Source organism: Acidovorax sp. 22279, from assembly GCF_052045435.1.
Taxonomy (GTDB): Bacteria; Pseudomonadota; Gammaproteobacteria; order Burkholderiales; family Burkholderiaceae_C; genus Acidovorax; species Acidovorax delafieldii.
Window position 1 is genome coordinate 100228 of the sequence record NZ_JBQEOV010000017.1, and the last position, 23490, is coordinate 123717.

The window sequence follows — 23490 nt, forward strand, 5'->3', positions numbered from 1 at the left end:
GTGACCGCATGACCCCCTGGACCCTGCAGCGCCGCCAGTTCGTGGCGGGCGCCGCCGCCCTGGCCACGGCTGCGCTGGGCGGGTGCGACCACGCCGTGCCGCCGCTGGAAGGCAGCTTTACCGGCATCGACATGGCGCGCGGCCACCAGCTGCGTGAGTGGCTGGCGCGCGGCACCTGGCCCGAGCCTGCCGTGGTGCGCCGTGCGCAGGTCATCATTGCCGGTGGTGGCGTGGCGGGGCTGGCCGCCGCGCGCGCGCTGCGCCTGGCGGGCGTGCAGGACTTTGCGCTGCTGGAGCTGGAAGACACCGCAGGCGGCAACAGCCGGGGCACCGCCGTCAACGGCATCACCTGCCCGCAGGGCGCGCACTACCTGCCTGTGCCGGGCGACGACGCGCGCGAGGTGCAGGACCTGCTGGAGGAGCTGGGCCTGCGCCAGCGCGTGGCCGGGCGCTGGCAGTACGACGAACGCCACCTGTGCCACAGCCCGCAGGAGCGCCTGTACTTCGATGGCGAGTGGCAGGACGGCCTGCTGCCCGTGCAGGGCGTGGGCGAGGCCACGCTGGCGCAGTACCGCCGCTTTGCCCAGGCCGTGGACGCGCAGGCCCGCGCCGCCCGGTTTGCCATGCCCGCACTCAAGCTGTGGGCCGCCAAGCGCCCACTGGCGCCCAGCCAGCAGGCGCTGGACGCGATGACGTTTGCCGCCTGGCTGGCGCAGGAAGGGCTGGACGATGCCCACCTGCGCTGGTACCTGGACTACTGCTGCCGCGACGACTACGGCGCCGGGGCCGACCGCGTCTCGGCCTGGGCGGGCATCCACTACTTTGCCAGCCGCCATGGCTTTCATGCGCCCGGCGAGGCCGTGGACGAAGCCCGCGAAAGCGTTTTGACCTGGCCCGAGGGCAATGGCTGGATCACCCGGCGCCTGGCCGAGCCGCTGGCCAACACGTCCCACGGCGGCGGCCAGCTGCGCGCCGGCACCAGCGTGCTGCGCATCACCGAAGGCCGCCACGGCGTGGAGGTGGATGCGTTCAACCACGCCACCGATAGCGTGGAGCGCTGGCAGGCGCCACGCTGCATCGTGGCGCTGCCCGTCTTCATGGCGGCGCGCGTGGTGCAGAACCCGCCCGCCTTCCTCACCGGGGCGGCCCAGCGTCTGTCGTGGGCGCCCTGGCTGGTGGCCAACATCCACATCCAAAGTCCGCTCACCGACCGCCCCGGCGCCGCGCCGGCCTGGGACAACGTCCTGTATGCCGACCCCACGGCGGGGGGCCTGGGCTATGTGAACGCCGGCCACCAGCGCCTGGACACCCGTGCCACGCTGGCCGGCCCCACCGTGCTCACCTACTACCAGGCGCTGGGCGACCGGGCGGACGGCCGCCAGCAACTGGCCACCCAGCCCTGGCAGCACTGGGCCGAAGCCGCCCTGGCCGCTCTCGCCGTGCCCCACCCCGACCTGCGCCAGCGCGCCACGCGCGTGGACATCACCCGCTATGGGCACGCCATGTCCATCCCCACACCGGGTTTGCAGCAGTTTTTGAGTCAAATCGGCCTGGAGCGCAGGTCTTTCATGCCCAAGGTGCTATCAAATGGTGAGCGTGCCGCCTGGCTGCCCACGCCCACCACCGCACGGCTGGCGTTTGCGCATGCCGACTGGTCGGGGTATTCGGTGTTTGAAGAAGCCTTCACGCGCGGGCACGGCGCAGGGTTGGTGGCCGCCGCCGGTTGATTCCTTGGTGCGGAGGATCCCTAGCCGCGCTGCCCGTCCCACCACATCCCCAGGCACAGCGCGACGCCCACGGCGTACAGCAGCCAGGTGGCCGAGACCACGTAGGGATAGAACATCAACGCCACGCCCCACCAGCGGGTGCGCGGCTGCTGCGCACGCTTGCCGTGCCAGTACGCCGCCATGCCGATCAGGCCAAACAGGATGGCGCCCACTATGTAGGCCGGGCTGGGCAGCTCCAGGCCGAGGGATTGCAGTGCAGAGAGGGTTTCCATGGCAGGTGCGCAGGCCGTGCGGGTGGAGTGAGGCTGGTGTGATCCTGGCCAGCCGCAAAAGGTCCGTGCATGTGCCCGATTCGGCGTTGCCTGGTGGGGGGCGTTGGAGAACCGCTTTTCATGGCGGTGTCACAGGGCGGCGGCATCGTTCACGGTTTTGGCTCTCTTCCCCTTGACCACCATGTCCCGACTGTCCCAAATTGCCGCCTGCGCAGCGCTGCTGTGCGCTGCCGCCACCCCCGCCATCGCCCAGCAGGCCTACCCCGCCACCCTGGCCGGCCACGCCGTGCTGCCCGCCCTCACCGTGGTTGCCGCGCCCAAGGACGCGCCGCAAGACCTGCAGGTGGCGGGCAAGTTCACCACCCCCCGCCGTGTGGACGCCGTGGGCAGCGTGATGGGCCAGTCGGGTGGCCGCGACACAGGCGTGTCGCTGCCCTTCCAGGGCCAGCCCCTCCAGGGCCACTCGGGCATCAAGCGCATGGCCGACGGCTCGTTCTGGATCCTGACCGACAACGGCGCGGGCTCCAAGGCCAACTCGCCCGACTTCATGCTGCACCTGAGCCACTACACCGTGGACTTCAAGAGCGGCCAGTTCAACCGCCTCAAGACAGTCTTCCTGCACGACCCCGACAAGAAGGTGCCGTTTCGGATCACCCACGAAGGCACCGACAAGCGCTACCTGACGGGCGCTGACTTCGACCCCGAGAGCTTCCAGTTCGCCGGTGGCGCACTGTGGATCGGCGAAGAGTTTGGCCCCTTCCTCATCAAGGCCGACCTGAACGGCAAGGTGCTGGCCGTGTTCGAGACGCAGGTGGACGGCAAGGTCGTGCGCTCGCCCGATGCGCCCGGTGTGCTGATGCCCGGTGCCCCCGACGCCAAGCCCACGCCGTTTGAAGTCAAGCGCTCCAAGGGCTACGAAGGCATGGCCTCCAGCAAGGACGGCAGCAAGCTCTATGCACTGCTCGAAGGCGCGCTGTGGAACGACGGCGCCAAGGCGTACGAAAACGTGGGCGGCAAGCAGTACCTGCGTGTGCTCGAATTTGACGTGAAGACCGAGCAGTGGACGGGTCGCCACTGGAAGTACGTGCTGGAGGCCAACCACCACGCGATTGGCGACTTCAACATGATCGACGGCACCACCGGTTTGATCATCGAGCGCGACAACGGCGAAGGCACGGCCGACAAGGCCTGCCCCGAAGGCACCAAGCGCACGGACTGCTTCCACGACCTCGCCAAGTTCAAGCGCGTCTACAAGGTGGAGATGAGCGACGCCAACGTGGGTGGCGAGATCCGCAAGGTGGGCTACATCGATCTCATGAACATCCAGGACCCTCAGCGCCTGGCGCGCAAGCCGCTGAACAGCGGCGTGCTCACCTTCCCGTTCTTCACCATCGAGAACGTGGACATCGTGGACAGCACGCACATCGTGGTGGGCAACGACAACAACCTGCCCTTCAGCAGCAGCCGCGACCCCAACAAGGCGGATGACAACGAGCTGGTGCTGCTGGAGGTGGGCGGGCTACTGCAAGCCAAGTAACCCGGCGCCAGCGCGCGGTGGGGGCCGGGTGGCAAAATTCCCGGTTCCCGTTCCAACGTACCCGGAAGCCGCGCCATCATGTTCACAGGCATCGTCCAAGCAACGGCAGGCATTGCCGCCATCCACGACCGCGCAGGGCTGCGCACGTTCACGCTCGATTTCCCCGAGGGCTTCTGCCAGGACCTGGCCATTGGCGCCAGCGTGGCCACCGATGGCGTGTGCCTCACGGTCACCGAGATCCTGTCGCCCACGCAGGCCAACTTTGACGTGATGCTGCAGAGCCTGAACATCACCACGCTGGGCAGCTACGGCCAGGGCGACCGCGTGAACGTGGAGCGCGCGGCCAAGGACGGTGCCGAGATCGGCGGCCACCCGCTGTCGGGCCATGTGGACTTCACCGGCACGCTCATCGAGCGGCGCGAGTTTGACAACAACCTGGTGTGGCGCGTGGCCGTGCCCGAGGCGTTTCGCCGCTACATCTTTGCCAAGGGCTACATCGCCATCCACGGCGCCAGCCTCACGGTGGCCGAGGTGAACCGGCAAGAGGGCTGGTTCGAGATCTGGATGATCCCCGAGACCCGCCGCGCCACCGTGTTCGAGAACAAGCAGGTGGGCGACCGCCTGAACATCGAGATCGAGCGCAGCACCCAGGTGGTGGTGGACACCGTGCGCGAGGCCGTGCAGGAGAGCCTGGGCCGCCTGCAGCCCGTGCTGGAGGCGCTGCTGAAAGAAAAGGGCCTGTCGCTCGACGACTTTGTGCAGGCGCCCGTGCTGCCGCACTGATCGAACCAAGCTCACTCATGTCCGTGGTGGTGCGCCCGCTGGCGCTGAGCGACCTGTCCGACCTGCTGGCCGTGCAGCTGGCCTGTTATGGCGAGGGGTTTGTGGAAAGTGGCGAGGTCTTTGCCCGCCGCCTCGCCAGCCCCGCCAATTGCTCGCTGGTGCTGGAGCAAGGCGGCGCGGTGTGCGCCTACCTTGCGGCCTATCGCAGTGTGCGTGGCAAGGTCACCCCGCTGCATGGCGACTTTGAAGCCGCCGCCCAGCCCGACACGCTGTACCTGCACGACATGGCCGTGTTGCCTGCCCATGCGGGGCAAGGCCTGGCCCACGCGCTGCTGCAGCCTCTGTGGGCGCAGGCCCGTGCAGAAGGGCTGCGGCACAGTGCGCTGGTCTCGGTGCAGGGCTCGCAGGCCTACTGGCAGCGGCAGGGCTACGCGCTGCACCCCTTGCAGGATGCCACCCAGCAGGCCCGCCTGGCCAGCTACGGCGAAGGCGCCGTGTACATGGCGCGAGCGCTGTAGACCTTGTAGGCCCACTGTCACCCGCCCTCGTCATAATGCCCGCCATGCCCCACCGCTGGAAACCCAACGTCACCGTGGCCGCGCTCATCGAGCGCGATGGCCGCTTTCTGCTGGTCGAGGAAGAAACCACGGACGGCCTCAAGCTCAACAACCCTGCAGGCCACCTGGACCCGGGCGAATCGCCCATTCAGGCCTGCGCGCGAGAGGTGCTGGAAGAAACCGCGCACGACTTCGAGCCCACAGCGCTGATCGGTGTGTACCTCAACCGCTTTACCAAGACGCGCACGGGTGATGACATCACCTACATGCGCTTTGCATTTGCGGGCACGCTGGGCACGCACCATGGCTGGCGGGCGCTGGACACGGGAATCGTGCGCACGGTGTGGCTCACGCCCGATGAGATACGCGCCTGTCCCGAGCGCCATCGCAGCCCGCTGCTGCTGCGCTGCCTGGAGGACTACCTGGCGGGCCAGCGTTTTCCGCTGACGCTGGTGCACACCGATATTTCGGTGACGGAACCCTCAGTGCAATAGCGCCAGGCGACAACGCGAAAAATTTTTGGACGGCCTGTAACCCGTAGTGCGCGGGGGACGAATTACCAGGCAGAGAGCGCTCAGTTGTGCAGCGTGATCTACCCGCTTCATTCATCCCTCAACGTTTACGGAGTTACTCACCATGCTGTCTACCCAAGCCAAGTCCACCGCTTCCTTTGCCCTGTCTGCCGCCCTGCTGGCACTGGCATCCACCAGCTTCGCAGCAGATGCGCCCAAGGGCTCCAAGGGCGCGGCCATTGGCGCCAACGACACCGTGCACTGCTACAACGTGCACGACTGCAAGGGCAACAGCGACTGCTCCACGGCCGAGCACAGCTGCAAAGGCCAGAACGCTTGCAAGGGCCATGGCTTCAAGGCCAAGACAGCGGCTCAGTGCCTGATGGAGAAGGGCACCATCGGCGATATCAAGGGATAAGGCAACAAGCCCCCCTGAGGCGCTGCGCGCCATCCCCCCAGGGGGACACCGCCAGCGCGGCGGGGCGGCCCTTGCGCGGCGGTGCTGGCATCAGGGCGTGCCAGTCTCGGCGATCATGCCCAGTGCCCGCACTTTGATACCTTGATTTCGCCATGGCACATGACCTCATAGCTACGCGCGGCACCGGCTTTGGCCTGGGGCTGCGCACGCAGCACTACGCCGATTTCCTCGCGCGCAAGCAGCCGCTCGACTGGCTGGAAATCATCACCGACAACTACCTCATCGATGGCGGCAAGCCGCTGGCGGTGCTCGATGTCATCCGGCGCGACTACCCCGTGGCCATGCATGGCGTTGCGATGTCCATCGGTGCGTCGCAGGGCGTGGACGTGCCGTATCTGCAGCGTGTGAAGGCGCTGGCCGACCGCATCGAACCGTTGTGGGTGTCCGACCACCTGTGCTGGACGGGCCCTGGCCCCGAGCAGTTGCACGACCTGTACCCGCTGCCTTACACCGACGAGTCTGCACGCCACGTGATCGCGCAGATCCGCCATGCGCAAGACGTGCTGGGCCGCAGGCTGGTGCTGGAGAATGTGTCGAGCTACGTCCGCTACCGGCAAGACAGCGCGAGCGAGTGGCAGTTTCTGGCCCACATTGCTGAGGAGGCCGACTGCCTGCTGCTGGTCGATGTGAACAACATCTACGTGAGCAGCGTGAACCATGGCTTTGACCCGCTGATGTACCTGCAGGCACTGCCCGCGCATCGCGTGCAGCAGATTCATCTGGCTGGGCACAGCGACAACGGCGACCACATCATCGACACGCACGACCACCCGGTAGCGCAACCGGTGTGGGATCTTTACGCCCAGGCCTGCCAGCGCTTTGGCGCCGTGGCCGCGATGATCGAGCGCGACGACCACATTCCGCCGCTGGCCGACCTGCTCGATGAGTTGGCGACGGCGCGGCGCATAGCGGCAGAGACCTTGGCCTCGCCCGAACCCGCAACTGCTGCAGTCATGCCTTTAGCCCCCGCAGTGGACCCGCTGCCACTGGCTGCGGTACAGCGCCACTTCGCCGACCAGGTGCTGGCCGGCGCGCTGCCGCAAGCCACACCCGATGACCTTGTCACCGGCCGCCTGCCCATCTACCACCATGCCTACCGCGCACGGCTGGCCGAGGTGCTGGCGGACACTTACGCCAAGACGTTTCTCTACATGGGGTCAGACAGTTTCGATGTGCATGCCCACGCTTTTGCGGTGGCCCATCCGCCGCAGACACGCAGCCTGAATCGCTACGGTGAAGGACTGGTGGAAGCGCTGCGAGTGCAATACCCCGACAACCCCGAGCTGCATGAACTGGCCCAGCTCGACTGGGATTTGCGCACCCGCTTTGACAGTGCCGATGTGCCGACCCTGGAGACTGCGGCAGCTCAGGCATCGGACACCTGGACCACCCGCCCCGGTGTGCTGCACCCCAGCGCCTTGCTGCGAACGATCACGACGAACGTCGTGGGCGTGTGGAACGCCATCCACACGGATGACGACGTGCCCGAGGCCGTGGCTCTGTCCGCACCAGCCACGCTGCTGGTCTGGCGCAAAGGGCACCAGCCGCACTTTCGCACGCTCGACGCGGTCGAGGCCGCCTGGGTGCAAGCGCTGCACGCCGGTGCCTCGGTGCACGACGCCTGCGCGGCGCTGCTGGGCAGCGGCCTGTGGCAGGGCGACCCCACCGTGCTCGGCGGCTGGCTCGCGCAGCTGCTGGACGATGGGTTGGTGCAGGCGGATGGTGCTGTGGAGGCATCGCGCGGTGCCGGCCCTTGCTAGTCCGCCGTCAGCTTGCGTTCCTTGATGATGGTGGCCCACTGGGTCGATTCCTTTTTCATGAAGGCCGTCAGCTCGGCGCGTGTGGTGGGCTGCGGCGTGAGGCCGTGCTTATTCAGCGCCTCTTTCACGCCCGGGTCGTTCAGCACCTTCACGATCTCCTGGTTCCAGCGGTCCAGCAGCGGCGCGGGCGTTTTGCCCGGCGCCACAAAGGCGTACCAGTTGAGCGCCTCAAAGCCCGGATAGCCCGACTCCGCCACGGTAGGGATGTTGGGCAGGTAGGCCGGGCGCGTGAGGCCGGTGGTGGCCAGCGGTATGAGCTTGCCCGTCTCCACATGCGGCAGCGCAGTGGGGGGCGCGGCAAAGTACGAGGTCACGCGCTCGCCCAGCAGGTCCTGCAGCGCCGGGGCGCCGCCCTTGTAGGGCACATGGGTCATGTCGATGCCGGCGCGCTGGTTGAACAGTTCACCCGCCAGGTGTGATGCCGAGCCCGCGCCGGTGGAGGCAAAGTCCACGCTGCCAGGCTTCTTCTTGGACAGCTGCACAAACTCGGCCAGCGTCTTCACGCCCGCGCCCTTGTGCACCACCAGTACGTTCGGAAAGTTCACCCCGCCCGACACGGCGGCCAGGTCCTTGAAGGGGTCGTAGGTCACCTTCATCAGGTGGGGCGCAATGGTGAGCGGTCCCACCGACCCGAGCAGCAGCACCGAGCCATCGGCGGGCGCATTGGCCACAAACTGGTGCGCGATGTTGCCGCCTGCGCCACCCTTGTTGTCCACCACCACCGACTGGCCGATGTTCTCGCCCAGCTTCTTGGCGATGAGCCGTGCCGCCGCATCGGCCGCGCCGCCTGCGGCAAAGCCCACGACCAGCGTGACGGGCTTCTTGGGCGGAAAGTCTTGCGCCGCAGCGCCCAAGGCGAGAGGCAGGGTGGCCAGCGCCAAGGCGCAACGCAGCAGGGTTCTTTTGGGGTTCATGGGGGTCTCCTTCATCGTGGGTTGTTGGGGGGCTGGGGATCAGTCGGCGCCCAGGCCGATGGGGTTGGGCTGGCGCTTCTCCACCGCATGGCGCAGCAGCGAGGCGGTGCGGAAGATGCCGTGCGCAAACTTGCCGTAGGGCATGGTGGCGAACAGCGCCATCACCGCGCCCAGGTGCAGGCACAGCAGCAGCGGCAGGCCTGCAGTGCCGCGCACGGCCCACAGCGCCAGGCCGCTGGTGGCGGTGAGGAACAGCAGGGCGATGAAGGCGCGGTCCATGGGCTTTTGCGCGGCATCGCCGTGTTGCGGGTGGCGGCGCAGGTTCAGCCGCCACAGGCCAGCCGTGCCAACGGCCAGGCTGACACCGCCAATGCCGCCCAGCAGCTTGGGCAGGCTGGGCAGGTCGTACGGTGCAGGCAAGGCCAGCAGGTAGTGGTACAGCGTCGCCACGCTGGTGGCCGCAAAACACAGCATGAATCCGTAGAACGTGAGGTGGTGCATGCGCCTGCGCGACAAGGTGTAGGCATCGTCCTCGTTGTGGCAGCCGTCGCCGTGGCCGCCATCCAGGTATTTGAGGCGCAGCACGGCATCGGTGGCCTCGGCCGTGGCGGGCGCGCTCAGCGGCGCGCCGCTGGTGGCGGGCGTCACGTCGCGCCAGAAGCGGCGTACGCCCAGGCCCAGCGCCAGCACGGCGAACAGGAACACGGGCGCAAACAGGCCCACCAGCAGGTTGTGCGGAAAGATGCCGTAGAAGCCGCCCACAGGGGCCTGCCACAGCGCGACGATGCCCTGCCCATGCAGTGCCACGGCCAGCAGCAGGAACAGCGTGAGCCCGGCCACCAGCGCCAGGGCCAGGGTCAGACCGTTGCGCTGGTACAGCTGGCCCAGCGCAGGCGGCCAGGCGTAGTCGGCATAGGTCTGGCCGCGCACCTGGGCCATGGCCTGCGGAATGTTCACCGCAAACTCGTGCGGCGGAGCGTACTGGCAGGCATGCAGGCAGGCGCCGCAGTTGTGGCACAGGTTGGCGATGAAGTGGATGTCGGCCTTGCCAAACTCCAGCCGCCGCGTCATGGCCGGGAACACGGCGCAAAAGCCCTCGCAGTAGCGGCAGGCGTTGCAGATCTGCAGCTGGCGCGCCACTTCGATTTCGGGGGCTGACAGCACAATGCCGCCATTCGCCAGCGCCCGGGCGTCGCGCGTCAGGGCCTCAAGCGTTTGCATGGTTTGCTCCTTGTTTTGTAGCGTCTGAGGCATGTTCGACTAGCGCTACCGGCCGTTTGGAGGCCAACGCTGCCTGTGTGCCCGCAATGCGGCCGAACGCGGTGCCAATGCTCATGCCCACCCCCGCGGTGTAGCCCTTGCCCAGCACGTTGCCGGCCATCATTTCGCCAGCCACAAACAGGTTGGGGCTGGGCACGTTGCCAAAGCGCACGGCAGCGGTGTCGTCGGTGTGCAGGCCCAGGTAGGTGAAGGTGACGCCGGGCTTGAGCGCGTAGCCATAGAACGGCCCGGTGTCGATGGGCCGAGCCCAGTGCGTCTTGGCGGGTGCCACGCCTTCAGTGTGGCAGTCGTCCAGCCTGGTGTGGTCGAACGTGCCCACGCGGCAGGCGGCGTTGTAGGCATGGAGCGTGTGGGTGAACGTGTCCACGGGCAGGCCAAGCTTCTGCGCCAGCTCGGGCAGGGTGTCGGCTTTCACGCCCGGTAACACGGGCGGCATGAAGCGGCCGATGGCCTTGCTGTCGATGATGGAGTAGCCGATCTGCCCCGGCTGCTGCGCCACCAGGCGGCCCCAGATGGCATAGCGCTTGGGCCAGAAGTCCTCGCCCTCGTCGTAGAAGCGTTCGCCCGCGCGGTTGACCACCACGCCCAGCGACACGCAGTCGATGCGCGTGCAGATGCCGCCGTCGTACAGCGGCGCGCGCGCGTCGATGGCCACCATGTGCGCCTGCGTGGGGTCGCCGATGCGGTCGGCACCGTGGTCGTCGAGCAGGTGCTTGAGCAAGACACCCTTGTTGTAGGCTGTGCCGCGGATCAGGAAGTTGTCGGCCGGCCACTCCCCGCGCTCGTTCTGGCCCCAGGCCTCGCGCAGCCATTCGCGGTTCGATTCAAAGCCACCCGCGGCCAGCACGCAGCTTTTGGCGGCAATACGCTCGCCATTCGCCAGGTGGGCAGCGATGAAGCGGCTGCCGTCCATCTCGATGCGCTCCACGGGTACTTCGTAGCGGATCTGCACTCCCAGTTGTTCGGCGCTGCGATAGTACGCATTGACCAGCGCCTTGCCGCCACCCATGAAGAACGCATTGGTGCGCGCCACATGAAGCGTGCCTGCCAGCGCGGGCTGAAAGTGCACGCCGTGGCGGCGCATCCAGGGGCGGCAGGTGCTCGACTCGCGGATCACCAGGCGCGCCAGGTGTTCGTTGGTCAGCCCGCCCGTCACCTTGAGCAGGTCTTGCCAGAACTCTTCCTCGGGGTAGGCATCGACCAGTACGTCCTGCGGCGCGTCGTGCATGCAGCGCAGGTTGCGCGTGTGGGCCGAGTTGCCGCCGCGCCAGGCGCGCGGGGCGGATTCGAGCAGCAGCACGCTGGCGCCCGCCTCGCGCGCCATCAGGGCGGCGCACAGGGCGGCGTTGCCGCCACCGATCACCAGCACATCGACCACAGCATCGCCGCTCATGGCTGGTGGCTCCAGGCGGCGCGCTGCGAGGGGGGGAATGTAGAAGGGGGTGTGGGGCCCATGGGGTGTCTCCTGGCGCGGTCGCCGTGTCGTTCATCGGGGTGATGGCGACTGTAGGGAGACGCAGGCCCGCCGTGCAGCGGGTTCAGGTCATGGGGGTATCACGGATCGTGATGGCTGCGGGGTGGCCGCTCAGGCGCTGGTGTCTTGTCCGCCTATCCATGTCGTGCCAAACCACTGGCCGCTCGTCACCAATTCACGCACGCAGTCCGCCAGCACCACCCGCGCGGCCAGGGCGGCGGGTGAGAGTTCTTCGTCGGGCAGGCTGCACAGCAGGTTGACGCGGCGCGCGGGCGCGTCGGTGAGGCGTGCGCACTGAAAACGCTCGGCCGCATCCGGGTAGCGGCCCATGGCGGCCCAGGGCTGCACGGTGGAGCCCAGGCCCGCGTCCACGGCGGCCATCACCATGGCGAGCGAGTCCACCTCCAGCACCACGTGTGGCGCCACGCGGTCGCGGGCAAAGGCCGTGTCCAGCGTGCTGCGCAGGCCGTGTGGGCCAGTGGGCAGGATCAGCGGTTCTTGCACCAGCTCGGCGACGGTGATGGTTTCCGGCAGCTGCCGGCCACGGGGGGGGCCGGGGCTCTCCCGTCGGTCACGGGCGCAGATGAGGAACAGGTCTTCCTCCAGCAGCGGCGCCATGTCCCAGCGGCGCGCGCCCGTGGCCTGTTGTGCCTGGTGCAGGCGGGTGTCGAACAGCACGGCCAGGTCCAGCTCGCGCGCATGCAGCATGGCCGTGAGGTGGCCCGACATGCTCTCCACCATGTGCAGCCGCACGTCCGGGTAGCGTGTGCGCATGGCCTGCATCAGTGGCAGGCCGAGTACGCCCGAAGTGGTGGGCGCCAGCCCCACGGTGACGGTGCCCGACAGCCGCGCCTGCTGCGCCGCGCGCACGGCCTGGTCGGCATGGCGCAGGGTGAGCTGCGCCTCGCGAAAGAACGCCAGCCCTGCCTCTGTGGGCGTGACGCCGCGCGGCGTGCGCTGCAGCAGGCGCGTGGCCAGCTCGCTCTCCAGCCGGGTGATTTGCTGGCTCAGCGCGGACTGCACCACGTCCAGGTCCAGCGCAGCGCGGCTCATGGAGCCTTGCTCCACCACACGCACGAAATAGCGCAGTTGTCTCAGTTCCATGGGCGTGCCTCAGGGTGCGTGGCGTGACTCGGATGCAAGGCGGTCAACAGGGTGGTGGAAAGGCAGGGGAAGCATTGGTTTGAAGCCAAATTGCCATCTGGCGCAGGTCCATTCATCGCTGAAAGCTATTATTTTTGTAGTGATTGCTTCGGTGGCGTTCGCGGCGTCGGCTGGCTGGCATCGTCCGTCTGCGGCTTGCCAGAGTGTGCCGCAGACCCGCTCAGATGCCATTGGGCAGGTGCGCCGCCAGCGCCTCGCGCATCCAGCGCGCGATGAGCTGCTGGCGTTCGCGCGGCATGCGGTCCACGGTCGATGCCACGCTGATCGCCGCCACGGGTTCGCCCGCCGCGTTGCGCACGGCCATGCCAGCCGCCAGCACGCCCTGCGTGGCGTGGTTGCCCACCACCGACCAGCCGCGCTCGCGCGTGGCGCGGACCAGGATCTGCAGGCGCTCGGGCGTCATGCCGCCGTAGCGCGGCAGCTCTTGCGCGTTGGCGTCGATGCAGGCCTGCATCTCGGCATCGGGCAGCGCCGCCAGCAGCGCCAGGCCCGCCGCGCCCACGCCCAGCGGCTGGCGCGTGCCCACCTGGATCACCAGGATCTGCACCGGGTGCGTTCCCACATGGCGTGCAATGCAGTGCGAGGTGGGGCCTTCGCGCACGATGGCAAAGGCGGCGTCGCCACAGGCGCGGCTCACGCGCTCCAGCACGGGGGCCAGGCGCACTGCCAGATTGGGCTGGCCCGGGGGCTCGGCCAGGGCGGCCAGGCGCGGGCCCGCCACGTAGCGAAAGCGCCCGCGCTGCGCCACGTAGCCGCTCTCCATCAGCGTGGCCAGCAGCCGGTACACGGGCGCCCGCTCCAGCGCGGCGGCGCGGCACAGGTCCACCACACGCGCACCGTCGCGGCCATGGGCCAGCACGGCGTCCAGCACCTGCAGGCCGCGCCGCAGCGTGCGGCTGCCAGGGTCTTCGACCGGCTCCTCTGTCGTGCGTGTGCTCACACGTTCGTCCGGCTGCCGGACATTTGAATTCGCAGGTCGGGAAGGCATGGGAAAGAATTTGTTCGTCAACGCAACCACCGCGCAGTGTGCCGCAGGGCACGCAGCAGGCGTCAAGACGGCATTTTTCCAAAAACCAACGGAGACAGACACCATGAGCCCACACCCCCCCGCCGCGCTGGGTCAGCGCAAAGCTTCGCCATCCCTGCCACGCCGTGCCCTGCTGGCGCTGGTCGCCACCCTGGCCGGCGGCGTTGCCATGCCATTGCAGGCCCAGCCCAATGCCTCGGGCTGGCCCGCCAAGCCGGTCAAGCTGGTGGTGGGCTATGCAGCGGGCGGCGCCACGGACGTGATTGCGCGCCTGGTGGCCGTCAAGCTCGGCGACCAGCTGGGCCAGCCGGTGGTGGTGGACAACCGCGCCGGGGCCAACAGCAACGTGGGCGCCGAGGCCGTGGCGCGCGCGCCGGCCGATGGCTACACGCTGTACGTCTACACCATCGCCAACACCATCAACGCCACGCTGTACCCCAAGCTGGGCTACGACCCGGTCAAGGACTTCGAGCCCATCGGCATGATCGCCAAGATTCCGAACATCCTGGTGGTCAACCCCAAGCTGCCCATCAAGAACCTGGCCGACTACGTGCGCTACGCCAAGGAGTCCAAGGACGGCATCACGTTTGCATCCTCGGGCAGCGGCTCGTCCATCCACCTCTCGGGCGAGATGTTCAAGATGCAGTCCAAGCTCAAGATGCTGCACGTGCCCTATCGGGGCAGCGCACCCGCCGTCACTGACCTGCTGGGCGGCCAGGTGGACTCGATGTTCGACAACACGCCGTCGGCCCTGCCGCACGTGCAGGCGGGCAAGCTGCGCGCCATTGCCATCACCAGCGCCCAGCGCTCGCCCCTGCTGCCGGACGTGCCCACGCTGGCCGAGTCGGGCTACGCGGGCTTTGACGTGCAGTCGTGGTTTGGCCTGGCCGCACCGGCGGGCACGCCGCGCGCCGTGATCGAGCAGGTCAACGCGGCCCTGAACAAGGTGCTGGCCCAGCCCGAGGTGCGCACGCGCCTGCAGGAGCTGGCCGCCACGCCCGATGGTGGCACCCCCGACAAGATGCGCCAGTTTGCCGCCGCCGAGATCAAGCGCTGGCGCGAAGTGGTGAAAGAGTCGGGCGCATCCGCCGAGTGACAGATCACCCACACAACCTCATCTCTTTCATGTTCCCCATCGACTTCTTCTGGCGGGCCGCCCAGCGCTGGCCCGACCGCATTGCCATCGACGCGCACGAGGGCGCCATCCGCTACGACGCGCTGGCCGCCCGCGTGACAGCGCTCGCGGCGGGCTTCACAGCCATCGACCCCACACCCCAAAGCCGCGTGGGCATCTGCGCGGGCAACAGCGCCGACCACATCGCCGCGCTGCTGGCCGTGCTGGCCTGCGGCAAGGTGTGGGTGCCGCTCAACCCCAAGAGCACGCGGCCCGAGATCCGCCGCATCATCGACGCCACCGAGCCCACCCTGCTGGTGCTGGACGCCGCGTGCGCCGACCTGCTCGAAGGCGCGCCCGGCGCCCGCGTGCTGACTGGGGCGCCGGCCACCGAGGACGCCACCACGCTGGCCAGCCTGGCCGCTGCGCACGCTGGCGCACCCCGCCCGCAGCTGGACCTGCCGGACGACGCCACCCAGGCCATCAAGTTCACTGGCGGCACCACGGGCGCACCCAAGGGCGTGATGCAGCCCTACCGCGCGTGGATGGCCAACATAACCAACCAGATCCACGCCTGGGGCTTTGACGAGCACGAGCGCTACATCGTGGCCGCACCCATCACGCACGGCACGTCCACGTACCTTCTGCCCATCCTGGCGCAGGGCGGCTGCCACGTGGTGCTGGCGGGCGCGGGCGCCGAGGCGGTGCGCACGGCCTTCCGCGAGCGCGGCGGCACCGTGTGCTTCATGCCGCCCACGCTGGTCTACATGCTGATGGCGCTGCCTGGCGCGTCGCGCGAAGACTTTCCGCGCCTGCGCCGGCTCATCTACGGTGGTGCCCCTATGCCCCCCGATAAGATCCGCCAGGTGCGCGAGTTCTTCGGCCCGGTGCTGGGCACCACCTACGGCCAGACCGAGGCGCCGCAGATCCTCACCGTGCTGTGCCCCGAGGATTTCGAGGACGAGCGCAACCTGGCCTCGGTGGGCCGCACCACCTGGTTCAGCGACGTGGGCATCATGGCGCCCGACGGCCGCCTGCTGCCCCCGGGCGAGGTGGGCGAGGTGGTGGCGCGGGGCGACCTGCTGATGACCGGCTATTGGCGCTTGCCCGAGAAGACGGCCGAGACCCTGGTGGACGGCTGGCTGCACACGGGCGACCGGGGCCTGATCGATGAGCGGGGGTTTCTCTACCTCAAGGACCGGCTCAAAGACATGGTGATCACTGGCGGTTTCAACGTCTACCCCGTGGACGTGGAGAACGCGCTGGGCCAGCACCCTGCGGTGCACGAATGCACCGTGTTCGGCCTGCCCGACGACAAGTGGGGCGAGACCGTGCAGGGCGCCGTGCAGTTGCGCCCCGGCGAGCACGCGAGCGAGGCCGAGCTGATCGCCTTTGTGCGCGAACGCCTGGGACCGGTGCAGACGCCCAAGCGCATCCATTTTCACGAGAGCCTGCCTCGCTCGCCTGTGGGCAAGGTGCTCAAGTCTGCCGTACGCGATGCGGCCCTGGCTGCCCTAGCTGGTACGGCCACTGCCTGAACGAAGGAACCCATTTCATGACCCACCCTGCTTTCAAGACCCCCGTCACCCGCCTGTGCACCCACACCCTCACCAGCCTGCATTACCGCGATGCGGACCTGGTCGAGGACTTGATGGGGAAGAGGACCTTCACCGAGGTGATGCTCATGCAGATCCTGGGCCGCACCCCGCGCGGCGTGGACCTGCGCATCACCGACGTGGTGCTCATCGTGCTGATGGAGCACGGCCTCACGCCCAGCGCCATTGCCACGCGGCTCATCTACATGAGCGCGCCCGAGAACCTGCAGGGCGCCGTGAGCGCGGGCCTGCTGGCCGTGGGCAGCTCCTTCGTGGGCACCATGGAGAACTGCTCGGGCCTGCTCGACCGCATCGCAGCGGCGCAAGACCCTGAAGCGGAGGCGCTCGCCATCGCGCGCCACTACAAGAGCCTCAAATCCCCTGTGCCCGGCTTTGGCCACCACCTGCACAAGCCCGTGGACCCGCGCGCCTACAAGCTGCTCGAAATGGGCCGCGCCGAGCCCGATTTGCAGGGCGACAAGATCCGTGCGCTGGAGACGCTGTCCAAGGCCGTGGATGACGTGGCAGGTCGCCCCATCACCATCAACGCCACGGGCGCAGTGGCCGCGCTGCTGGGCGAGATCGGCGTGCCCACGGCCGTGATGCGAGGCTTTGCCGTGATCTCGCGCGCGGCCGGGCTGGTGGCGCACATCGTCGAAGAGCAGCAAAGCCCCTCGGGCCGCTTCATCTGGGACACGGTGGAGCACGCCATTCCCTTCGTTGGCGGCAGTGCCGGCCAGGGCACGGACGCATGAGCGCGCAGCCAGGCCGTCCTCCCGCCCTGCCGCTCGACCTGTCGGGCCGCGTGGTCTTCGTGGCAGGCGGCGGGTCCGCCGGCCCGGGCTGGAGCATTGGCCGCGCCGCCTGCGTGACCTACGCGCGCCTGGGTGCCAGCGTGTGCGTGGCGGACCGCGACGCAGCCTCGGCCGAAGAAACCACGGCGCTCATCCACGCCGAGGGCGGCACGGCCGCCACTCTGGTGGGCGACGTGGCGGACGCGGCCGATGTGCAGCGCCTGTTTGCCGAGGCGCGCAAGCGCTTTGGCGGCGCCATCGACGTGCTGCACCACAACGTGGGCATCGGCAAGACCGGCGGCCCGCTGGAGACGAGCGTTGAAGACTTCGACCGCATCCATTCCGTCAATGTGAACAGCCTGCTGCTGGCCTGCCAGCAGGTGCTGCCCGCCATGGTGGAGCGCGGGCGGGGTTCCATCATTGCGATCTCGTCCATCGCGGGCATGCGCTACCTCGGCTACCCGCACCTGGCCTACGGCGTGACCAAGGCGGCCGTCACGCATTTCACGCGCATGGTGGCGCAGCAGTACGCGGGCCAGGGCGTGCGCGCCAACACCGTGGTGCCGGGGCTCATCGACACGCCGCGCATTGCCACCACGGTGGCGAAGATGTTCTCGGACACCAGCCTCGACGAGGCCCGCGCCGCGCGCGCCCGCCAGGTGCCCATGGGCCGCATGGGCACGGCCTGGGACGTGGCCCATGCCTGCGCCTTCCTTGCCAGCGATGCGGCCGCCTACGTGACCGGCACCGAGCTGGTGGTGGACGGTGGCATCACCGGCAAGTTTGTTTAAGACCTGCTCAGAACGTGTGCACCACACCGGCCGAGATGCCGGTGGCCGTGGCCTTGTTCGCCGCGCCCTGGAAGCCGTTGCGCCAGCGGGTGTTGTCCAGCTCGGCATACACCTTGGTGCGGCGCGAGAGCTTGTACTCGGAAAACGCCATCAGGCGGCCGTAGCCGTCGTCGGCCGCACCGGTGCGCGAGCGGTCCACCTTGTAGTAGGCCGCTGTCAGGTCCACCCACGGCGTGGCCGCCCAGGTGCCGCCGGCGGACAACACGCGCTGCACGGTGAAGCGGCCTGCGGCTGTCTCGGCCTTGTTGCGGCCGGCGTTGGCAGCCAGGCGCACGCTGCCCCATTGGTACGCGGCGCCCAGGGTGGTGCCGTCGAGTGATCGCTTGTTGGTGTCGTTGAAGCTCTGATAAGCGCTGGACACCACCAAGCCGTCCGCAGCCCACGCCAGTCCCACACCGCGTGACGACAGAGCCGAGGCCTGCGATGCGACTTCGCCAATGCCCCACATGGCACGTGCGGTGAAGCCGCCGAAACGGCCCGTGTACTTCAGTGAATTGTCCAGCCGGTACGAGCCCGAATTGGCGCCTGCGCTGCCGTACTCGATGCCCAGTCCATGCTGGCTCAGCGCCGTCACGCCGATGTTGGGGTTGAAGCTGGCAAAGCGCATGGCCAGCGGATCCACGGGCGAGATGGCATCGGCCAGCGTCGTGGTCTGGCGGCCCAGGGCCAGCGTGCCCCAGCTGCCCTGCAGGCCCACCCAGGATGCGCGGTCGAAGTATTTGGTGGCGTTGGCCGGGGCACCCGTGTCGGCGTTGAGGCCGCTCTCCAGGTTGAACAGTGCCTTGGCGCCGCCGCCCAGGTCTTCACTGCCCCTCAGGCCCCATCGGCTGGTGGTGTGGATGCCACTGCCCAGGCTGCGACTGGAGCCGGCCGTGGGCGCGTTGGATGCGGTGAGGCCGCTGCCGTTGCGCAGGCCCAGGTCCACCACGCCGTACAGCGTCACATCAGTGCCTTGTGCCATCGCGCAGTGGCCGACCAATGCAGCGCAGGCCGCTGCCATCTTCGTTTTCATGGTTGTCTCCTCTTGTTGAAATGCGGGCATGTGTGCCGCTGAGGGGCGGTGGCGCCCCTCTCCCTCTATTTCCCAGAGCCTTCTTCGCAGGGGCTCAATCGGGTGTGAGCTGGGCCTTGACCACCACACCCTTCCACTTGGCGAGTTCCTGCTTCACCGTCAGGGCCAGTTGCTCGGGCGTGCTGGTGTCCACCACCGCGCCTTGCTCCTCGATGCGGCGCACCACGTCCTTGTCGGCCAGGGCGGTGTTCAAGGTCTTGTTGAGCAGGTCGATCACCGGGCGGGGCGTCTTGCCGGGCGCGAACAGGGCGTACCACTGGGTGATCTCCACACCCTTGATGCCTGCCTCCTCCAGCGTGGGCACATCGGGCAGCAGCGACGAGCGCTTGGGCCCGGCCAGCGCCAGGGCGCGCAGCTTGCCGCCCTTCACGTGCGGGTAGGCCGAGAACAGGCTGGGAAACATCACCTGCGTCTGCCCGGCCATGGTGTCGTTCATGGCGGGTGCAGCGCCCCGGTAGGGCACATGGGCCATCTGGGCGCCACTTTCGAGCTTGAAGATTTCCGCCGAGAAATGTGGGGCCGTGCCGTTGCCGGCCGATGCGTAGTTGAAGTCGTGGGGCTTGGCCTTGCTCAGCGCCACCAGCTCGCTCACGGTCTTGGCGGGCACCTTGGGATTCACCACCATCAGCGTGGGCGAATAGCTCACCATACCGATGGGCTCGAACTGCGTGATGGGGTCGTAGCGCAGCTTCTGCAGTGCGGGGCTCATGCCGTGGGTGCCGATGTAGCCGAACAAGATGGTGTGCCCGTCGGGTGCCGCACGGGCCACGTATTCGGCCGCAATGGCGCCATTGGCCCCGGCCTTGTTCTCCACGATGACCTGCTGGCCCAGCAGGGTGGAGAGCTTGATGGCCACCACACGCGCCATGCCGTCGTTGCCACCCCCGGCGGCGGTGGGCACGACCAGCGTGATGGGCTTGTCGGGATAGGCCGCATGGGCGGGGCCGGTGGCCCAGAAGGCGCTGGACACGAGCGCCAGCGCAGCCGTGGCCAGCGCCCTGCGGCGCGTGGTGGAGTGAATGGAACGGGTCATGGTTTGTCTCCTGTCGTAATGGTTGGAATCGTTGGAAGGGCGCTGCGCAAGCGGCGCCCTGAAGAGCGCTCAGTGCGCGGGGGCGCTTTCGGGCACGAACAGCGTGCCTTCCAGAATCTTTCGGGCGGTGCGTACCAGCGCGGCCTGCACCAGCTTGAACTGGCCATCCACCTCGCTGAGCTCCACCTCCACCTGGATGCGGCCTGCCGGGTGCTGCACTTCCACGCGGCGCAGTCCGGCGGCGGGTGCATGCCGTTCGTCGGTGGCCACGGTGCCCGGCAGTACCGAGGCCGCCGCCACGCCAATCGCGCCCGTCACGGCATGCGAGCGGTGGCACTGGTGGGGGGTGAAGTAGCGCGACACCACGCTGCCTGGTGATGTGCCCGGCGACACGATCACCGGCTTGGGCAGCACGCTGTGTGTCACATCGCCCATGCCCATGCGCTGGCCTGCTTCGAGGCGCAGGGCCTCGATGCGGGTCAGCAAGGCGGTGTTGGCGTCCAGCTCGGCAGGTGTCTCGTCGCCGCGCAGGCCCAGGTCGGCGGCGCGCAATAGCACCATCACCTGCGCCGCGTCGATGCAGGTGACCTGCAGGCCCTGGATGGTGTCGATGCGCTGGCCGGTGGGAAAGATCTGCCCGGTGACGGCGCCCCAGGCGTCCAGGAAGTTCATCAGCACGGGGGCTGCCGTGCCCTGCACGCCGTCGATGCGCACATCGCCGTCGTAGTGCACTTGGCCGCCCGCCGTGCACACCTGCACGTCGATGCGGGAGCGGGTGTTGACGTTGTAGACCCGCACGGTGGTGGTCTGGCCTTCGCGGTCTGCGGGGACCAGCCCCTGCTCGATGGCAAAGGGCCCCACACCGGCCAGCATGTTGCCGCAGTTGGGGCGTGTGTCCACGCGGGCCTCCTGCACGCTGACCTGGGCAAACAGGTAGTCCACATCGCAGTCGGGCTGCGTGGAGCGCGAGACGATGGCGACCTTGCTGGTCAGCGAGTTGCCTCCGCCCAGGCCGTCGATCTGCAGCTCATGGGGCGATCCCAGGGCTGCAATCAGCGTGCGGTCGCGGGCTTCGGGGTCGCGCGGCAGCCAGTCGGCCAGGAAGAACGGCCCCCGGGAAGTGCCGCCACGCATCAGAACGCAAGGAATGTTGGTGCTCATGGGTCGGCATGGTGCGACGCCTTCGCTGATCTGTGAATTGCATTGTTGGCAACGATTGATGCACGCTGTGCAATAGGCTGTAGTGGCTTGTACATGCTCCAATCACGGCCGTGAATTGCAATGTTCTGATCGTTTGATGCACGGCTTGCAACGCTGATAACACCCCGAAGCGCACTGGAAGGACGCCGCGATGAACAACAAATTCGACCTTGCCGACATTCAGGCCTTTGCGGCCGTGGCCGAGCTGCAGAGCTTTCGTGCGGCCGCCGAGGCCATCCACCTGTCGCAGCCCGCGTTCAGCCGCCGCATCGACAAGCTCGAAGAAGCCTTGGGTGTGCGCCTGCTCGACCGCACCACGCGCCGCGTCACGCTCACGGCCGTGGGCCGCGACTTTGCGCGCAAGACCCGCGTGTGGCTGGACGACCTGGACGGCATGCTCATGGGCCTGGGCGATGTGGCCGCGCGGCGCATGGGCGAGGTCACGATTGCCTGCGTGCCCTCGGCCGTGTATTACTTCCTGCCGCAGGTGGTCAAGCGCTACCACGAGCGGTTTCCGAAGATCCGCGTCAAGGTGCACGACGCCAGCGCCAACGAGGTGCTGGTGGCCGTGGCGCAGGGCGATGCGGACTTCGGCCTGAACTTCATCGGCAGCCAGGAGGCCGAGATCGAGTTCAAACCTGTGCTGGCCGAGCGTTTTGTGGCTGCCTGCCGGCGCGACCATGTGCTGGCACGCCGCAAGAAGGTGACCTGGGCCGAGCTGGGCCAGCACGACTTCATGTCGGTGGGCAAGACGTCGGGCAACCGCCTGCTGATGGACCTGGCGCTGGCCAACGTGCCCGATCGGCCGCAGTGCCTGTACGAGGCCAAGCACGTGACCACGCTGCTCGGCCTGGTGGAGGCGGGCCTGGGCGTGGCGGCCGTGCCCAGCCTGGCCATGCCGGGCAAGGACCACCCCACGCTGGTCAGCATTCCGCTGGTAGAGCCCATCGTCACGCGGCAGATGGGGCTCATCAAGCGCCGGGGCAAAACCCTGTCGCCTGCCGCGCAGCAGTTGTATGACCTGCTCGTGGCTACGCGTTCTGCGCGCCCGCGCAGTGCTCCGGCGGCATCAAAAATACAATCGGGGCAATGACTTCCCCTACCAAACAGCGCGTTGTCGTCGGCCTTTCCGGCGGCGTGGACTCGGCCGTGACCGCCTACCTGCTCAAAAAGCAGGGCCATGAGGTGGTCGGCATCTTCATGAAGAACTGGGAAGACGATGACGACAGCGAGTACTGCTCGTCCAACATCGACTTCGTGGATGCCGCCGCTGTGGCCGATGTGATCGGCATCGAGATCGAGCATGTGAACTTCGCGGCCGACTACAAGGACCGGGTGTTTGCCGAGTTCCTGCGCGAGTACCAGGCCGGCCGCACACCCAACCCCGATGTGCTGTGCAACGCCGAGATCAAGTTCAAGGCCTTCCTGGACCACGCGATGCGCCTGGGGGCGGAGAAGATCGCCACCGGCCACTATGCCCGCGTGCGGCACAACCTGGCCACGGGCCTGCACGAACTGCTCAAGGGCCTGGACCCGAGCAAGGACCAGAGCTACTTTCTGCACCGCCTGAACCAGGCGCAGCTGTCCAAGACATTGTTCCCCGTGGGTGAGCTGCACAAGACCGAAGTGCGCCGCATTGCCGAGGAGATCGGCCTACCGAACGCCAAGAAGAAGGATTCCACCGGCATCTGCTTCATCGGTGAGCGGCCCTTCCGCGAGTTTCTGAACCGCTACATCAGCCATGCGCCCGGGCCCATTCTGGACGACCGGGGACGCAAGCTGGGCCAGCATGTGGGCCTGAGTTTCTACACGCTGGGCCAGCGCCAGGGCCTGGGCATTGGGGGCGTGAAGGAAAAAGGCGCCCAGCGCGGTGGCGGCGCGCACGAGCCCTGGTTCGTGGCCCGCAAGGACCTGGAGAAAAACACGCTGCGGGTGGTGCAAGGTCACGACCACCCCTGGCTGTTGTCGCACCGCCTGGTGGCGCAGGACGTGAGCTGGTGCGCTGGCCAGGCCCCGGCGCCCGGCGCCTACGCTGCCAAGACGCGCTACCGTCAGCAGGACGCAGCGTGCGTGCTGGAGGCCGTGCCCGACGGCTTTGCGCTGCAGTTCCCGGACGCCCAATGGGCCGTGACGCCCGGGCAGAGCGCGGTGCTGTACGAAGGTGATGTCTGCCTGGGCGGTGGCGTGATTGCTGCCGTGGAGGGGCTGCCGCAGCCCACCGGCCATGCGCCGGCGGTGCAGCCAGCCATGGCCCGCTGATACTTCAAAATTGATAGCTGTCAGCG

At 68.0% G+C, this 23490-nt stretch carries 22 protein-coding genes; 13 read left to right on the plus strand and 9 right to left on the minus strand.

Going from position 1 to position 23490, the window contains the following annotated elements; all coding sequences use genetic code 11:
- Nucleotides 1–8: 8 nt before the first annotated feature.
- Nucleotides 9–1727 carry an NAD(P)-binding protein gene (locus tag ACTJKQ_RS20275; protein WP_440597894.1) on the plus strand — a complete coding sequence of 573 codons (1719 nt, stop codon included), beginning with the start codon at nucleotides 9–11 and terminating at the stop codon, nucleotides 1725–1727.
- A gap of 20 nt (nucleotides 1728–1747) precedes the next feature.
- Here the strand turns inward: ACTJKQ_RS20275 and ACTJKQ_RS20280 are convergent, their stop codons facing one another.
- Entirely contained in the window at nucleotides 1748–1999 is a 252-nt protein-coding gene (locus ACTJKQ_RS20280; RefSeq protein ID WP_056056709.1) for a hypothetical protein, read from the minus strand.
- A gap of 181 nt (nucleotides 2000–2180) precedes the next feature.
- Between ACTJKQ_RS20280 and ACTJKQ_RS20285 the strand changes: the two genes are divergently transcribed.
- The 6 genes from ACTJKQ_RS20285 to bufB all read left to right on the plus strand — a co-directional run bounded on the left by ACTJKQ_RS20285 (nucleotide 2181) and on the right by bufB (nucleotide 7626).
- Entirely contained in the window at nucleotides 2181–3536 is a 1356-nt protein-coding gene (locus ACTJKQ_RS20285; RefSeq protein WP_440597895.1) for an esterase-like activity of phytase family protein, read from the plus strand.
- 78 nt (nucleotides 3537–3614) lie between these two features.
- A complete protein-coding gene (locus ACTJKQ_RS20290; RefSeq protein WP_056056705.1) occupies nucleotides 3615–4319 on the plus strand; it encodes a riboflavin synthase in 705 nt (234 codons plus the stop codon).
- A gap of 17 nt (nucleotides 4320–4336) precedes the next feature.
- Nucleotides 4337–4837 (plus strand): GNAT family N-acetyltransferase, encoded by a 501-nt coding sequence (locus ACTJKQ_RS20295; RefSeq protein ID WP_440597896.1) that lies wholly within the window; start codon nucleotides 4337–4339, stop codon nucleotides 4835–4837.
- A 44-nt stretch (nucleotides 4838–4881) separates the two neighbouring features.
- Nucleotides 4882–5370 (plus strand): NUDIX hydrolase, encoded by a 489-nt coding sequence (locus tag ACTJKQ_RS20300; protein WP_440597897.1) that lies wholly within the window; start codon nucleotides 4882–4884, stop codon nucleotides 5368–5370.
- 142 nt (nucleotides 5371–5512) lie between these two features.
- The gene (gene bufA2 / locus ACTJKQ_RS20305; protein ID WP_436076716.1) at nucleotides 5513–5806 is read left to right on the plus strand and encodes a BufA2 family periplasmic bufferin-type metallophore; all 294 of its coding nucleotides are present in this window, start codon (nucleotides 5513–5515) and stop codon (nucleotides 5804–5806) included.
- A 152-nt stretch (nucleotides 5807–5958) separates the two neighbouring features.
- Complete coding sequence (gene bufB, locus ACTJKQ_RS20310; protein WP_440597898.1) at nucleotides 5959–7626, plus strand: MNIO family bufferin maturase; 1668 nt, start codon at nucleotides 5959–5961, stop codon at nucleotides 7624–7626.
- On the opposite strand, the gene ACTJKQ_RS20315 is transcribed toward bufB, so the two are convergent.
- From ACTJKQ_RS20315 to ACTJKQ_RS20335, 5 genes are all read right to left on the minus strand, one after another.
- A complete protein-coding gene (locus tag ACTJKQ_RS20315) occupies nucleotides 7623–8600 on the minus strand; it encodes a Bug family tripartite tricarboxylate transporter substrate binding protein (protein WP_395457069.1) in 978 nt (325 codons plus the stop codon). The genes bufB and ACTJKQ_RS20315 overlap by 4 nt on opposite strands.
- Nucleotides 8601–8639: 39 nt before the next feature.
- Nucleotides 8640–9821 (minus strand): tricarballylate utilization 4Fe-4S protein TcuB, encoded by a 1182-nt coding sequence (gene tcuB / locus ACTJKQ_RS20320; RefSeq protein WP_440597899.1) that lies wholly within the window; start codon nucleotides 9819–9821, stop codon nucleotides 8640–8642.
- Nucleotides 9808–11274, minus strand: a complete 1467-nt coding sequence (gene tcuA / locus ACTJKQ_RS20325) for an FAD-dependent tricarballylate dehydrogenase TcuA (protein ID WP_440597900.1) — start codon at nucleotides 11272–11274, stop codon at nucleotides 9808–9810. Before tcuA ends, tcuB begins: the two co-directional genes overlap by 14 nt.
- Nucleotides 11275–11466: 192 nt before the next feature.
- Nucleotides 11467–12459: a LysR family transcriptional regulator gene (locus tag ACTJKQ_RS20330; RefSeq protein ID WP_121508136.1), complete on the minus strand. Its 993-nt coding sequence runs from the start codon at nucleotides 12457–12459 to the stop codon at nucleotides 11467–11469.
- Between the two features lie 220 nt (nucleotides 12460–12679).
- On the minus strand, nucleotides 12680–13507 hold the full coding sequence (locus ACTJKQ_RS20335; RefSeq protein ID WP_121508137.1) for an IclR family transcriptional regulator: 828 nt from the start codon (nucleotides 13505–13507) through the stop codon (nucleotides 12680–12682).
- Between the two features lie 103 nt (nucleotides 13508–13610).
- Here ACTJKQ_RS20335 and ACTJKQ_RS20340 point away from each other — a divergent pair, with 103 nt between their 5' ends.
- From ACTJKQ_RS20340 to ACTJKQ_RS20355, 4 genes are read left to right on the plus strand one after another with little or no spacing between them, the layout of a single operon-like run.
- Nucleotides 13611–14642, plus strand: coding sequence for a tripartite tricarboxylate transporter substrate binding protein (locus ACTJKQ_RS20340; RefSeq protein ID WP_121508906.1), 1032 nt, complete (start codon nucleotides 13611–13613; stop codon nucleotides 14640–14642).
- A 29-nt stretch (nucleotides 14643–14671) separates the two neighbouring features.
- A complete protein-coding gene (locus ACTJKQ_RS20345; RefSeq protein ID WP_121508907.1) occupies nucleotides 14672–16198 on the plus strand; it encodes a class I adenylate-forming enzyme family protein in 1527 nt (508 codons plus the stop codon).
- 17 nt (nucleotides 16199–16215) lie between these two features.
- Nucleotides 16216–17010, plus strand: a complete 795-nt coding sequence (locus tag ACTJKQ_RS20350) for a citryl-CoA lyase (RefSeq protein WP_440597901.1) — start codon at nucleotides 16216–16218, stop codon at nucleotides 17008–17010.
- Entirely contained in the window at nucleotides 17007–17840 is an 834-nt protein-coding gene (locus ACTJKQ_RS20355; protein WP_440597902.1) for an SDR family NAD(P)-dependent oxidoreductase, read from the plus strand. The genes ACTJKQ_RS20350 and ACTJKQ_RS20355 overlap by 4 nt, the downstream gene beginning before the upstream one ends.
- Nucleotides 17841–17847: 7 nt before the next feature.
- Here ACTJKQ_RS20355 and ACTJKQ_RS20360 read toward each other — a convergent pair whose 3' ends face one another.
- From ACTJKQ_RS20360 to ACTJKQ_RS20370, 3 genes are all read right to left on the minus strand, one after another.
- Nucleotides 17848–18912, minus strand: a complete 1065-nt coding sequence (locus ACTJKQ_RS20360) for a porin (RefSeq protein ID WP_440597903.1) — start codon at nucleotides 18910–18912, stop codon at nucleotides 17848–17850.
- A gap of 94 nt (nucleotides 18913–19006) precedes the next feature.
- Nucleotides 19007–20005 (minus strand): Bug family tripartite tricarboxylate transporter substrate binding protein, encoded by a 999-nt coding sequence (locus ACTJKQ_RS20365; RefSeq protein ID WP_440597904.1) that lies wholly within the window; start codon nucleotides 20003–20005, stop codon nucleotides 19007–19009.
- A gap of 69 nt (nucleotides 20006–20074) precedes the next feature.
- Nucleotides 20075–21166, minus strand: a complete 1092-nt coding sequence (locus tag ACTJKQ_RS20370; RefSeq protein WP_440597905.1) for a 4-oxalomesaconate tautomerase — start codon at nucleotides 21164–21166, stop codon at nucleotides 20075–20077.
- Nucleotides 21167–21356: 190 nt separating this feature from the next.
- On the opposite strand from ACTJKQ_RS20370, the gene ACTJKQ_RS20375 reads away from it, so the two are divergent.
- Together ACTJKQ_RS20375 and mnmA are read left to right on the plus strand one after the other, a co-directional pair.
- Nucleotides 21357–22298 carry a LysR family transcriptional regulator gene (locus tag ACTJKQ_RS20375; protein ID WP_108499773.1) on the plus strand — a complete coding sequence of 314 codons (942 nt, stop codon included), beginning with the start codon at nucleotides 21357–21359 and terminating at the stop codon, nucleotides 22296–22298.
- Nucleotides 22295–23464 carry a tRNA 2-thiouridine(34) synthase MnmA gene (gene mnmA, locus ACTJKQ_RS20380; RefSeq protein ID WP_440597906.1) on the plus strand — a complete coding sequence of 390 codons (1170 nt, stop codon included), beginning with the start codon at nucleotides 22295–22297 and terminating at the stop codon, nucleotides 23462–23464. Before ACTJKQ_RS20375 ends, mnmA begins: the two co-directional genes overlap by 4 nt.
- Nucleotides 23465–23490: the final 26 nt, after the last annotated feature.